This is a genomic window from Delftia sp. PE138 (assembly GCF_018320755.1).
GTDB lineage: Bacteria > Pseudomonadota > Gammaproteobacteria > Burkholderiales > Burkholderiaceae_C > Comamonas > Comamonas tsuruhatensis.
Genome location: NZ_JABEPN010000004.1, coordinates 309,143 through 322,168 on the forward strand (window position 1 = coordinate 309,143; position 13,026 = coordinate 322,168).

At 67.0% G+C, this 13,026-nt stretch carries 13 protein-coding genes; 8 read left to right on the plus strand and 5 right to left on the minus strand.

Annotated elements, in window-relative coordinates:
* Positions 1 to 197 precede the first annotated feature (197 nt).
* The 7 genes from HFGMBDPB_RS16400 (at position 198) to HFGMBDPB_RS16430 (ending at position 5,141) form a co-directional block, all read left to right on the plus strand.
* A complete protein-coding gene (locus tag HFGMBDPB_RS16400) occupies positions 198 to 734 on the plus strand; it encodes a MarR family winged helix-turn-helix transcriptional regulator (protein ID WP_034367535.1) in 537 nt (178 codons plus the stop codon).
* Positions 735 to 748: 14 nt separating this feature from the next.
* Positions 749 to 1,651, plus strand: coding sequence for a LysR family transcriptional regulator (locus HFGMBDPB_RS16405; RefSeq protein ID WP_063326189.1), 903 nt, complete (start codon positions 749 to 751; stop codon positions 1,649 to 1,651).
* Between the two features lie 66 nt (positions 1,652 to 1,717).
* Entirely contained in the window at positions 1,718 to 1,996 is a 279-nt protein-coding gene (locus tag HFGMBDPB_RS16410) for a type II toxin-antitoxin system RelE/ParE family toxin (protein WP_047218636.1), read from the plus strand.
* A 12-nt stretch (positions 1,997 to 2,008) separates the two neighbouring features.
* Entirely contained in the window at positions 2,009 to 2,311 is a 303-nt protein-coding gene (locus tag HFGMBDPB_RS16415; protein WP_043791964.1) for a HigA family addiction module antitoxin, read from the plus strand.
* Between the two features lie 115 nt (positions 2,312 to 2,426).
* Positions 2,427 to 3,467, plus strand: a complete 1,041-nt coding sequence (locus tag HFGMBDPB_RS16420) for a patatin-like phospholipase family protein (protein ID WP_212645798.1) — start codon at positions 2,427 to 2,429, stop codon at positions 3,465 to 3,467.
* A gap of 151 nt (positions 3,468 to 3,618) precedes the next feature.
* Positions 3,619 to 4,092, plus strand: a complete 474-nt coding sequence (locus HFGMBDPB_RS16425; RefSeq protein ID WP_050042469.1) for a hypothetical protein — start codon at positions 3,619 to 3,621, stop codon at positions 4,090 to 4,092.
* Entirely contained in the window at positions 4,089 to 5,141 is a 1,053-nt protein-coding gene (locus HFGMBDPB_RS16430; RefSeq protein WP_203399398.1) for a hypothetical protein, read from the plus strand. The genes HFGMBDPB_RS16425 and HFGMBDPB_RS16430 overlap by 4 nt, the downstream gene beginning before the upstream one ends.
* A gap of 92 nt (positions 5,142 to 5,233) precedes the next feature.
* On the opposite strand, the gene glyA is transcribed toward HFGMBDPB_RS16430, so the two are convergent.
* Genes glyA through HFGMBDPB_RS16450 form a run of 4 tightly spaced genes read right to left on the minus strand, consistent with a single transcriptional unit; the run spans position 5,234 to position 9,963 of the window.
* Complete coding sequence (glyA, locus tag HFGMBDPB_RS16435) at positions 5,234 to 6,508, minus strand: serine hydroxymethyltransferase (protein WP_212645799.1); 1,275 nt, start codon at positions 6,506 to 6,508, stop codon at positions 5,234 to 5,236.
* A gap of 46 nt (positions 6,509 to 6,554) precedes the next feature.
* Positions 6,555 to 7,793: an aspartate aminotransferase family protein gene (locus tag HFGMBDPB_RS16440; RefSeq protein WP_212645800.1), complete on the minus strand. Its 1,239-nt coding sequence runs from the start codon at positions 7,791 to 7,793 to the stop codon at positions 6,555 to 6,557.
* Positions 7,794 to 7,850: 57 nt separating this feature from the next.
* Positions 7,851 to 8,702 (minus strand): YggS family pyridoxal phosphate-dependent enzyme, encoded by an 852-nt coding sequence (locus tag HFGMBDPB_RS16445; protein WP_212645801.1) that lies wholly within the window; start codon positions 8,700 to 8,702, stop codon positions 7,851 to 7,853.
* Positions 8,703 to 8,706: 4 nt separating this feature from the next.
* Positions 8,707 to 9,963 carry a benzoate/H(+) symporter BenE family transporter gene (locus tag HFGMBDPB_RS16450; protein ID WP_061288727.1) on the minus strand — a complete coding sequence of 419 codons (1,257 nt, stop codon included), beginning with the start codon at positions 9,961 to 9,963 and terminating at the stop codon, positions 8,707 to 8,709.
* 191 nt (positions 9,964 to 10,154) lie between these two features.
* On the opposite strand from HFGMBDPB_RS16450, the gene pdxR reads away from it, so the two are divergent.
* Positions 10,155 to 11,687: a MocR-like pyridoxine biosynthesis transcription factor PdxR gene (gene pdxR / locus HFGMBDPB_RS16455; RefSeq protein ID WP_212645802.1), complete on the plus strand. Its 1,533-nt coding sequence runs from the start codon at positions 10,155 to 10,157 to the stop codon at positions 11,685 to 11,687.
* 30 nt (positions 11,688 to 11,717) lie between these two features.
* On the opposite strand, the gene HFGMBDPB_RS16460 is transcribed toward pdxR, so the two are convergent.
* The gene (locus HFGMBDPB_RS16460; protein ID WP_174538920.1) at positions 11,718 to 12,998 is read right to left on the minus strand and encodes a serine hydroxymethyltransferase; all 1,281 of its coding nucleotides are present in this window, start codon (positions 12,996 to 12,998) and stop codon (positions 11,718 to 11,720) included.
* Between the last annotated feature and the right edge of the window lie 28 nt (positions 12,999 to 13,026).

The following is a 13,026-nucleotide window of genomic DNA, read 5'->3' on the forward strand; positions in this document are numbered from 1 at the left end:
CTGTGCTTCGTGGTGCGTGTCGCCAGCCTGCGGGTCAGCTGCGTCGCGACTAATTAAACAGTATGCTGACGATGAGTGTAGTGTTGATTTGCATCAGGCCAGCCTGGGGTTTCCCTGGATGCAGGCCAAACGGTGGTGGACAGCGTGTCCGGGTGAATCACCTGTCCGCCAGCCAACGCCAACGGAGGGCGCGGTTCATGCGAACATCTGCGCTTGCCCGCAGGGACCCGGAAAAGAGCGCAATGGCCATGGACTACCAACCCGCAGAACTAGAAAACTACCCCGGCTACCACATCCGCCGCCTGCAGCAGATCGCGGTAGCCGTCTTCATGGAAGAGACCCAGGAATTCGGCGTGACCCCCGTGCAGTACGCGGCGCTGTCTGCCGTGCTGCGCCAGCCCGGCGTGGACCAGCGCACGCTGGCGCGGATGATCGGTTTCGACACCTCCACCATTGGCAGCGTCATCGACCGGCTGGAGGCGCGCGGCCTCATGGTGCGCAACACCAGCCCGGCCGACCGGCGCGTGCGCCTGCTGTCGGTCACCGCAGAAGGCGCTGCGCTGCTGGCCGCTGCCGAGCCCTCGGTGCTGCGGGCCCAGCAGCGCATGCTGGAGCCGCTGCCGCAGGAGCAGCGGGGCCTGTTCATGGAAATGATGGCCGTCCTGGTGCGGCAAAACGACGAGCTGGCGCGTGCGCCCAGCACGCTGGCCGCGCGCCGCGCCGCTGCCGACTGAGGCGACCTCGACCCATGGACTGGGACCATCTGAGATTCTTTGGCGAGCTGGCACGCAGCGGCAGCATGGCCGCCGCCGCGCGCCAACTGGGCGTGGAGCACACCACGGTGTCGCGCCGCATCCAGGCCCTGGAAAAGCAGCTGGGGGCCGTGCTCTTCGAGCGCGAAGCGGGCCAATGGCGGCCCACGGAGGCCGGCCGACAGTTGCTGGGCGTGGCAGACGCCATGCAGCGCGCCGCCGCCGGGCTGGAGCGCATGCCGCTGGCGGCCGAATCCGCCAGCCAGGGCCCGTCCGGCCTGGTGCGCGTGGGCGCCACCGAGGGTTTCGGCACCCAGCTGCTGGCCCCGCAGCTGGCCGCGCTGACGCAGCGCCATCCGCTGCTGAGCATCGACCTGCTGGCCCTGCCGCGCCTGCTGCACCTGTCGCGGCGCGAGGCCGACATCGTCATCTCGCTGGAGCGCCCCACGCGCGGCTCGGCCGTGGTCACCAAGCTCACGGACTACCGGCTGTTCCTCTACGGCCAGCGCGAATACCTTGCGCGCCGCCCGCTGGTGGCGCGCACCGAGGACCTGCGCCACCACAGCTTCATCCACTATGTGGACGACCTTCTGTTCACGCGTGAGCTGCAGCTGCTGTCCACCCTGTTCCAGCCCGAGCGCTTTGCCTTTCGCAGCACCAGCATCACCGCCCAGTACGAGGCCGTGCGCGCCGGCGCCGGCCTGGCCGTGCTGCCCGCCTTCATCGCCGACCGCGACCCCGTGCTCAGCCGCGTGCTGCCCGCCGAGGCCTGCTTCACCCGCACCTTCTGGATGAGCATGCCCTCGGATGCCCGGCAGGTTCAGCGCATCGAGGCGGTCTGGGGGTTTCTGAGGGAGGCTGTGCAGGGGATGCGGGAACTGCTCAGTCCCCGGAGTTGATGCAAGAGGGCCTAACTGCAGGCGGGGTAAGCATCAGCTAATAACGGGAGTCGTTATTATTGATCCATGATCCTCGATTTCAGATGTGCAGACACCCAGGCATTGATGCTTGGCAAGCGCGTTGCGCGGTTCGCCAACCTGGAGGTCGCTGCCATGCGCAAGCTTGTGCAGCTGAACGCAGCGACCTCCCTGGAGTTCCTGCGCATTCCGCCAGGCAACAGACTGGAGGCTCTTCAAGGAAGCCGCAGGGGCCAGTACAGCATTCGGATCAATGAGCAATGGCGCCTTTGCTTCGTCTGGGCAGATGGCCATGCCAGCCAGGTCGAGATCGTGGATTACCACTGAAAGGACTACAACATGACCCGCGAAGTCAAATGGCCGCACCCAGGAGAAATCCTGATGCAGGAGTGGCTCGAACCCATGGGCCTGAGCCAGTACGCGTTGGCAAAGGCCATCGATGTGCCGCCTCGGCGCATCAACGAGATCGTGAAGGGCATGCGCGGCATCACGGCGGATACGGCGCTGCGCCTTGCGGTCTTCTTTGGCACGGACGCGCAAAGCTGGCTCAACCTGCAGTCCGACTACGACCTTGCCGAAGCCCGCGATGCCATGGCGGACGTGCTGGCGCGAATCCAGCGGTTTGAGCCCACGCATCCCTGAGCGACCTCAGGACGCCCTCTGCCGTCCGCAGCATGATGCGTCTCCGGCGGTGGTTTGCCCCTGCCGCTATACTGCCCGCCCCGAATCTCGTCATCCGACAGCAGGATCTTCCGGCATGCGCCTCCAAGCCCTTTTGCGTCCACTGGTGTACCTGAGCCTGGCGGGGCTGGCCGCTTGCGGCAGCAACCCGCCCAGCCCCTCGGCGGCCACGCCCGAGTCCACGCCCACCGTGCCGGGCACACCCGTGACCCCCATCAGGATCGGTCTGGCCCTGGGCGGCGGGGCCGTGAAGGGCTTTGCCCATATCGGCGTCATCAAGATGCTGGAAGCCAATGGCCTTGCGCCTGCGGTGGTGTCCGGCACCAGCGCGGGCAGCGTGGTGGGGGCGTTGTATGCAGGCGGTATGAACGCCTTCGAGCTGCAGGAAAAGGCCGTGGCGCTGGATGAGACCAGGATCCGCGACCTGCAGCTGTCCTCGGGCGGCCTGCTGGTGGGCCAGAAGCTGGAAGACTATGTGAACGAACAGGTGGGCCGCAAGCCGCTGGAGCAGCTGGCCAAGCCCTTCGTGGCGGTGTCCACGCGGCTGGAGGACGGCGAGCGCACCGTGTTCGCGCGCGGCAATACGGGGCAGGCGGTGCGTGCCTCCAGCAGCATTCCGGGTGTGTTCCAGCCCGTGGCCATCGGAAAGTTCCACTTCGTCGATGGCGGCATCACCAGCCCCGTGCCCGTGGACGCCGCGCGCCAGCTGGGCGCCGATCTGGTGATCGCCGTGGACATCTCCAACAAGGCCCGTGGCAAGGCGCCCGAGAACATGCTGGGCGCACTGGGCCAGTCCATTGCGATCATGGGCCAGAAGCTGGGCCAGGCCGAGCTGGCCCGCGCCGACATCACCATCCGCCCCAAGGTGCTGGACATCGGCCCGGCCGACTTCACCCAGCGCGCCAGCGCCATTCTTGAAGGCGAAAAGGCCGCCGTGGCCGCCATGCCCCAGATCCGCGAGCGCATCGCCCAGCTGCAGGCCGAGCGCGCCAAGGCCGCGAAGCTGGCGCAGCAAAAGGCGGCCGAAGCCCAGCACCAGGCCTGCCTGAACCAGCGCTCGCGCATGCAGAAGCTGGCGGAGATGGCGGGGATGGACGGCGCCTGCGCCAGTCCTTGACGGGGTTCAAGGCAGGGCGAATCATGCCGGTGTCATAACGAATGAAAAGAACGGGCTTCGACTGGTGAAGCCATGCGGATCGCGGGCATGTGTAACGACATAATGCAGGCTTCCGTTCCGTGTCCTTTCTTCACTGATACAAGCCGCCGCCATGGAAATAGTGCCGCAAGCGAGCCAGTCGAACAGCGAGCCTGATGATCACGACAAGGGTTCAATACCCAATGAGGCGAAATTCTTTCAGAACACCAAACGTACTGAACGCGCCTTGCTTCAAAAAATCGAGGGTTTGAATGTTTCCGCTGATGCGAAGGCCATCCTGGCCAATCTGCTGCGCTTGTCATCGCAGGTCGGACGCCGACTGGTGCGTATCGGGCGGAAGATTCTTGATCTCATCTTTCTTACGCTAGACCAGTTCCCCACCTTGGCATTCGCCACAGCGGTTGCCTTGGTGGTCGGTGCATTGTTGAGCGCAGTACCGCTGATAGGAACATTGCTTGGAGCGTTGTTGAGCCCGCTGGCGATTGCATTGGGCATTGCCTACGGAGCCAAGAAAGAGATGGATTTTCCAGATCTGCAAGACAGGATCCGCCTGTTTGTTGCGCAATTCAAAGCGGCGCTGGCATGAAGCAAATCCATGAAATTTCCAGCGAAAATTTCACTCTGGACGGTGTGGAGCAGGTTGTTGCCGAGCCGCTGCGGTTCAAGGCAAAGTTGGCGATTGGAGAGAACGCCTATCGCTCTTTGCGAATGGTCAACCGGGGCCGTGAGCTGTGGGATGTTCTGGGGGCTGCTGGAACTGGCGCGGCAGTCGCCAAGTCGAGTCTGGTGGCTTCAACATTCTTTGCGCCATCTGGGCTATTGGGCGCAATCGGTATTGGAACCGCTGCCACACCGCTTGGGTGGGTCGCTTTTGCTGCATTGGCCTCGGGAGGCGCTTGCTATGGGCTCTATCGCATGTTTTCCAACAGCCGTGGATCTCGGGTCATTGAGATCCCCAAATTCCTGAATACGCCTCTCGATGTGCTTGCCTTGTCGTTGTTCGACCTGATTGCACCGCTTGCCCTACGAATTGCCGCTATGGGCGGAAAAATCGACCAAGAACAGCGCAGCGTGCTGGTGGAGCATTTGGTGGAAGAGTGGGGGTTTGACCCGAATTTCGTCGGTCAGGCGGTCCCGCTGCTGGAAAGCCAACTTGGACAGGGTCAGCCGCAGGACGTTGCCCAAGAGCTTGCCACCTTCCTCCACGCCAACCCGGACTGCAATCATTTGGCGATCGCTGCCGATCTGGGTGACTTTCTAAGGTCTCTGCTGGAGACGGGCAAACCACTTTCAGAGTCTGAACACACGTTGCTGAATGCCTGCATTGCCACGCTTTCGCAAGTTCCGGAGGGGGGGATGTCCAAGGCTTGGGCTCAGGCCCACCTCCGGGCCGGACAAGTTGCCGACGGCGTCGGCGGTACGCTGAGGGAAGCCAGCAAGAATTTGCCCAGCATGGAAGAGTTGCGCGATGCTGCCGACTCGACAGTTAACCAGGTCCGGCAATCTGCCCTGCGAGTGGGTACGTTGGCGAGCCAGGTTTTGCCAGAGCCCGCGCAACTGAAGGAGGCGGCAAGACGATCACTTGCGCTGGGTAAAGCAGGCGTGGACAGAATCAAAAACCGCCTTTCCCGGTAGTTGCTGTCCTTGCTGCGGTTCTACCTCTTGCCTGGACGTAGCTTGGAGGCCCTGCGCTGTTGTCAGTGCCGAGAGCGATTCATGTCCGTGGTTCATTCATACACCGGATACCGACGGCACAGCTCCGTCACCTGATCGCGCACCTGCGCCGCCACCTTGGCAAAGCGGGCGCCTTCCTGCGCGTCCAGCGCATCGAGCACATCGCACAGCCAGCCGGCCAACTGCTTGCACTGCGCCTCGCCGAAGCCGCGCGTGGTGACGGCGGGCGTGCCTATGCGCAGGCCCGAGGTCACGAAGGGCGAGCGCGGGTCGTTGGGCACGGTGTTCTTGTTGGTGGTGATGTGCGCCTCGCTGAGCGCGGCGTCGGCGTCCTTGCCGGTGTAGCTGCGGTCGGACAGGTCGATCAGCATCAGGTGGTTGTCCGTGCCGCCCGAGACGATGCGGTAGCCGCGCTGCTGGATCACGGCGGCCATGGCGCGGGCGTTGGCCAGCACCTGGCGCTGGTAGGCCTTGAAGCCGGGCTGCAGCGCCTCCTTGAAGGCGACGGCCTTGGCGGCGATCACATGCATCAGCGGCCCGCCCTGCACGCCGGGGAACACGGCCGAGCTCAGGCGGCGGTTGAAGGTTTCGTCCTGTCCCTTGGACAGGATCAGGCCGCCGCGCGGGCCGCGCAGCGTCTTGTGCGTGGTGCTGGTGACCACATGCGCGTGGGGCAGGGGGCTGGGGTATTCGCCCGCAGCCACCAGGCCTGCGACATGGGCCATGTCCACCCAGAACACGGCGCCCACCTTGTCGGCAATGGCGCGCATGCGGGCCCAGTCCTTGTGGCGCGAGTAGGCAGAGAAGCCGCCTATGAGCATGCGGGGCCGGTGCTCCAGGGCGATGCGCTCCATCTCGTCGTAGTCGATCAGGCCCGTGGCGGGGTCCAGGCCGTAGGGGACGATGCGGTAGTGGCGGCCCGAGAAGTTGGACGGGTTGCCATGCGTCAGGTGGCCGCCCTGGGCCAGGTTCATGCCCATGACGGTGTCGCCGGGCTGGGCCAGCGCCAGGAACACGGCGGCATTGGCCTGGGCGCCGGCATGGGGCTGCACGTTGGCGTAGTCGCAGTCGAACAGCGCCATGGCGCGTTCCACGGCCAGGCGCTCGGCCACGTCCACGTTCTCGCAGCCGCTGTAGTAGCGCTTGCCGGGGTAGCCCTCGGCGTACTTGTTGGTGAAGACCGAGTTCTGCACCGCCATCACCAGCGGGCTGGCGTAGTTTTCGGAGGCGATGAGTTCCACATGGTCTTCCTGGCGGCGTTTCTCGCTCTGGATGGCCTTGGCCAGCTGCAGGTCGAAGTCGGCCAGGGTCAGGGATGCGTCGTACATGGGTGAATGGTTCCTGTATTGGGGCAAGGGCTGTAGGGAGCGATGGTCATGCAGCCGCCAGCTGGCCTGCGGCGGGTGTGCCTGCCTGCGCGGCGCTGGCCGGCTCCAGCAGGCAGGCCAGGCGGGCGACGATGTCGTCGATCTGGCGCTCGTCGCAGATCAGCGGCGGCAGCAGGCGGATGGTGGATTCGCGCGTCACCGTGATCAGCAGGCGCTGCTGGGCCAGCGCGCGGCCCACCAGGTCCTGGCAGTTGCGGTTCAGCTCGATGCCCACCATCAGGCCCTGGCCGCGCACGGCCAGCACGTCGGGGTGGCCGTGCAGCGCCTGCTGCAGGCCGTTGAGCAGGCGCCGGCCCAGTTGCCTGGCGCGGCCGGGGATGTCCTCGGTCTCCATGATGTCCAGCACCGTGCAGCCCACGCGGCAGGCCAGCGGGTTGCCGCCAAAGGTGGAGCCATGCTGGCCGGGCGAGATCAGGTCGGCCGCAGGCCCGCGTGCCAGGCAGGCGCCGATCGGAATGCCGTTGCCCAGGGCCTTGGCCAGGGTCATCACATCGGGGGCGATGCCCGCATGCTGGTGGCCGAACCAGGCGCCGGTGCGCCCCAGGCCGGTCTGGATCTCGTCGAGCATCAGCAGCCAGCCGTGCCGGTCGCACAGGCTGCGCAGCTGGCGCAGGTAGTCGGGGCTTGCCAGGCGGATGCCGCCTTCGCCCTGCACGGGCTCGATCAGCACGGCCACGATGTCGCCATGCTGGCCGGCGGCGTGGTGCACGGCCGCGATGTCGTCATAGGGCACGCGCACGAAGCCCGGCATCAGCGGCTCGAAGCCGCGCTGCTTGGCCGGGTTGCCGGTGGCCGACAGCGTGGCCAGCGTGCGGCCGTGAAAGCCGTTGTCCATCACCAGGATCTGCGGCCGCGCCACCTGCCTGCGGTGGCCGTGCAGGCGCGCCAGCTTGAGCGCGGCCTCGTTGGCCTCGGCGCCGGAGTTGCAGAAAAAGGCCGTCTCCATGTCGGCCAGGGCGCACAGGCGCTGGCCCAGGCGTTCCTGCCAGTCGATGCGGAACACGTTGGAGGTGTGCAGCAGCAGGCCGGCCTGCTCGGCGATCACGGCGGCGATCTCCGGGTGCGCGTGGCCCAGGGCGGTCACTGCCACGCCCGCAATGGCGTCCAGGTATTCGGTGCCGTGCTCGTCCCAGAGCCGGGCCCCACGGCCACGGACGAAGGACACGGGCTGGCGGGCATAGGCCTTCATCAGGCGGGAATCAAGGGGTTGCATGGCTTTTTGCATGTCAAGGTCCTCAAGCGGGGTCAGGGTTGAATCGAAAAGGGTGGCGAGGGGGCGCGTTCAGGGCAGCGCCAGGGCGGCGGGATCAGGGCCGCCGGCGGGCCAGTAGAAGCTGTCCGGCTGGGCGCGGGCGCCGAAGATGGCCTGGCCCACGCGCACCACGGTGGCGCCTTCCTCGATGGCGATCTCGAAGTCGCCGGACATGCCCATGGACAGTTCGTCCAGCGAGATGCCCGCCGGCGCGCTCTGGCGCAGCTGGTCGCGCAGGCGGCGCAGCAGCACGAAGCACTGGCGCACGCGCTCGGCCTCGCTGGAGAACAGGGCCAGCGTCATCAGGCCGCGCACGCGCAGCGCACTGAAGGCGGGCAGGGCCTGGAGGAATCCCTGCACCTCGTCGGGCGGCAGGCCGTACTTGCTGGCCTCGCCCGAGGTGTTGACCTGCACGAACACGTCCAGCGCCCGGCCGTCGGCCTGCAGGCGGCGGTCCAGCGCCTCGGCCACGCGCAGGTTGTCCAGCGCCTGGAACTCGCTGGCAAAGCGTGCCACGAGCTTTGCCTTGTTGGTCTGCAGGTGGCCGATGACGGACCACTGCAGATCGGCCAGGTCCTGCATGGCCTCCCACTTGCCGAAGGCTTCCTGCACCTTGTTCTCGCCCAGCATGCGGCAGCCCGCCGCGTGTGCCAGGCGCAGGCTGGATTCGGGCTTGGTCTTGCTCACGGGCAGCAGGCGCACGCTGGCCGGGTCGCGCCCTGCGCGGCGGCACGCAGCGGCCATGCGCGCCTGCACGGTGGCCAGGTTGTGCCGGAAATCGTCCACCGTCTCGGCCTGGGGGTAGCGGCCGTGCTGGTCGTGGCGCGTCAGGGTGTCGGCGGCTTGGGCGGTGCCGCCGGTGGTGTCTTGTGTCGCAAGCATGGTTTCAGCTCCTTTTGATGGCGGCATCGGCGGCGGGCACGTTGCCGGTGCCCGCCTCGCTGCGGGCGGCCCGGCGCGGCCACTGGCCGTTGAGCACGGCATGGGCGACCAGACCGATGACCAGGCCCCAGAAGGCGCCGCCTATGCCCAGCATGGAAATGTTGGCGGCGGCGGCCAGGAAGGTGATCAGCGAGGCCTCGCGGGTTTTGGCATCGGCCAGCGCATTGGCCAGGCTGCCGCCGATGGTGCCCAGCAGCGCCAGGCCCGCCAGCGTGGTGATGAAGGTGGCCGGGAACGCCATGAACACGGCCGCCAGCGTGACGCCGAACACACCCACCAGGATGTAGAACACGCCCGCAGCGATGCCTGCGATCCAGCGCCTGGACGGCTCTTCATGCGCCTCCTTGCCCGTGCAGATGGCGGCCGTGATGGCGGCGATGTTGAAGGCGTGCGAGCCGAACGGCGCCATCAGCAGCGAGCCCAGGCCCGTCAGCGTGACGATGGGGTTGGCGCTGGTCTTGAAGCCATCGTTGCGCAGCACCAGCATGCCGGGCATGTACTGGCCAGTCAGCGTGATCAGGAACAGCGGCAGGGCCACGCTCAGCAGGGCGTTGAGCGTGAATTCCGGCCGCGTGAACACGGGCGCGGCAAAGCGCAGCTGCAGCCCGGACAGGTCCACACGGTCCTGCGCCAGCAGGAACGCCAGGCCCAGCGCCAGGATGCCGACCACCGCATAGCGCGCCGTCAGCCGCTTGAGCAGAACGTAGGCCACGATCAGCAGGCCGGCCAGCACCGGGTCCACGCTCATGCCGCCAAAGGCCTTGATGCCGAACTGCAGCAGGATGCCCGCCAGCAGGCCCGAGGCCACGCCGGGCGGAATCAGCCGGATCACGCGCTCGAACCAGCCCGACAGTCCCAGCACCACGAAGGCCGCGGCCGACACCACATAGGCGCCCACGGCCTCGGCATACGGCGTGGTGGCTAGGGCCGTCACCAGGAAGGCGGCGGCCGGCGTGGACCAGGCCGTGATGATGGGCTCGCGCGAGAGCCAGCTGAGCACCAGCCCGGTGACGCCCACGCCAATCGAAATCGACCACACCCACGAAGCCGTGAGTTCCGGGCTCAGGCCGGCCACCTTGGCGGCCTGGAACACCAGGATGAAGGTGCCGCCGTAGTTGACGATGACCGAGATCAGCCCGGCCACCACGGGGTGGATGAGGTCGCTGAAGCGAAGGGGTGAGTGTGTGTCTGATGAAGGCATGGTCTTCTCGTTTTCCTTGGGGGTTGGATTCCTGGCTGTCTGGGGAAAGGGGTATTTGAGCGCTGAAGTGGACTGAATGATCCATACACTTCGCTCTCTTGTTGCAGACCACTTTGCAATGGGCGCGCAGCATTTGCATCAGTACAATGGCCTGCCAAAGAGGTGCAATGAGATGAAAGGCGGCAGACCGCATGAGCAAGACCTTCGAGCTTGAGACCCTGAAGATCCGCATGGGAGATGCCGACCTGCGACAGCTGGACCTGCACCAGCGGGTGCAGCGCGCCATGCGTGCGCTGATCCTGGATGGGGCGCTGCTGCCGGGCCTGAAGCTGCCGGCCACGCGCTCGCTGGCCGACTCGCTGGGCATTGCCCGCGACACGGTGGAGAACGCCTACACCCAGCTGCACCGAGACGGCTTCATCGTGCGGCGCCAGGGATCGGGCAGCTATGTCTCCGAGACCATCGGCACCGAGCTGCGGGGCCGGGCGGCGCGGCGCGGCCGCTTGCCCGAGCACGAGCGCAGCGCCCATGCGGCCGGTGCGGCCGGTACTGCCGGTGCCATAAGGGCCGGTGCCGGCCTGAGCCGGCGCGGCCAGGCCATTGTTGACGGCGGCGGCATCGCCGACCAGCAGACCATTCGGGCCTTTGCCACCGGCCTGCCCGAGACGCGCACTTTTCCCACCGATGTCTGGGAGCGGCTGCAGCGGCAGGCGCTCAAGGACTACCGGGCCAGCGTCCTGCTGCACGGCGACCCGCAGGGCGCCGAGCCGCTGCGCAAGGCCATTGCCACCTACCTCAACCTGGAGCGCGGCGCCAAGGTGGAGGCCGGGCAGATCGTGGTGCTCAGCAGCACGCGGCAGGCGCTGTTCCTGTGCGCGCAGCTGCTGGTGGATGCGGGCCGGCCCATCCTGCTGGAGAACCCGGGCTACTTCGGCGCCCGCAAGGCCTTCGAGTCGGCCGAGGCCAAGGTCCTGCCCATCGACGTGGACGCGCAAGGCATTCGCACCGACCTGCTGCACGCCGACCGCAGCGGCGCCACCTGCGTCTATGTCACGCCATCGCACCAGTACCCCACGGGCGTCACCATGCAGCTGGAGCGGCGGCTGGACCTGATCCGCTGGGCATTCGAGCGCGGGCGCTGGATCATCGAGGACGACTACGACAGCGAATTCCACTACGACGGCATGCCCACCGCCTGCGTGCAAGGCCTGGACAAGCACGCGCGCACCATCTACATCGGCACCTTCGGCAAGACCCTGTACCCGGGCCTGCGCATGGGTTACATGGCCTTGCCGCAGGAGCTGGTGCGCGCCTTTGTCCAGGCGCGCAGCATCATGGACGGGCACACGCCCCAGATCCAGCAGCTGACGCTGGCGCGCTTCATGGAGGACGGCCACTACAACTCCCACGTGCGGGCCATGCGCAAGCTGTATGCGGGGCGGCGCGAGGTCATCCTCGAATCCATAGGCAGGCACCTGGCCGGCATCGTCACCGCGCCAAGGCCCCAGGGCGGCATGCAGGTGCCCTGCCTGCTGGAGCCCGGCTGGTCCGAGGAAGACACCATCCGCCGCGCCGCCGCGGCGGGCGTGCTGCTGCAGGGGCTCAGCCGCCTGTACGCGGGCGAGCAGCGGCAGGCGGGCTGGCTGCTGGGCTATGCCTCGCTCACGGCCTACGAGATCGAGGCCGCCGTGCTGCGCCTGGCCAACGCGCTGCGAAAACCCTGACAGGTTGGGAGGCGCTGGACGCTGCATGCCTCAGTAGGGCAGGGGAAAGCGCCCGGTCAGGTCGGACACGCCTTCGTGGATGGACTTGAGCGTGCGCGCGTTCATGGTGCCGCTGCGTATGCCGCCCAGCGTGGCAAGAATCATGTCGCCGATCTCGCGGAACTCGTCGGCGCCCATGCCGCGCGTGGTGCAGGCCGCGCTGCCCACGCGGATGCCCGAGGTCACCAGCGGCCGCGCGCCGTCGCCGGGCACGGCGTTCTTGTTGACCGTGATGCCGATCTGCTCCAGCGCCGTTTCGGCGGCCTTGCCCGTCAGCTCCCAGGGGCGCAGGTCGATCACGCCCAGATGGCAGTCCGTGCCTGCGGACACCACGGACAGTCCGCCCTGCGACAGCCGGTCGCACAGCACGCGGGCGTTGTCCACCACGGCCCGCGCATAGGTACGGAAGGCGGGCTTGAGCGCCTCGCCCAGCGCCACCGCCTTGGCCGCCACCACATGCATCAGCGGGCCGGACTGCAGGCCCGGAAACACGGCGGCGTCTATGCGCCTGGCGATCTCGGCGTCGGCCGAGAGGATCATGCCGCCGCGCGGCCCGCGCAGCGTCTTGTGCGTGGTGGTCGTGGTCACATGGGCGTGCTCCACGGGCGAGGGGAACACGCCCGCGGCCACCAGCCCCGCCACGTGCGCGATGTCGGCCATGAAGATGGCGCCCACCCGGTCGGCAATGCGCCGGAACTCGGCCCAGTCCATCTGCCGTGAATAGGCCGAGCCTCCGGCAATGATGAGCCTGGGCCGCTCCTTCAGCGCAATGCGCCGCACCTGGTCCATGTCGATGAGTTGGGAGCGGGCGTCCACCTCGTAGCTGATGGACTGGAACCACTTGCCCGACACGCTCACGCTGGAGCCATGCGTCAGGTGCCCGCCCGAGCGCAGGTCCAGCCCCATGATCTTGTCGCCGGGCTCCAGGAACGCCAGGTACACGCCCTGGTTGGCCTGGCTGCCCGAGTGCGGCTGCACGTTGGCGTGCGCGCAGCCGAACAGCGCCTTGGCACGCGCAATGGCCAGGTTCTCCACGGCATCGGCATTGGCGCAGCCGCCGTAGTAGCGCACGCCCGGATAGCCCTCGGCGTATTTGTTGGTCAGCACCGAGCCCTGCGCCTCCATCACCGCGCGGCTCACGAAGTTTTCAGAGGCAATCAATTCAATCGAACGCGCCTGCCGTGTCCGCTCGGCCGCTATGGCGTCCCAGGCCTCGCTGTCCGCGTGTTGGAGTTCCAGGGAATTGATTCTGGGGAGCGATAAATCGTCCATGTCGCATTGGCTGTCTTGGAGGCGCTGA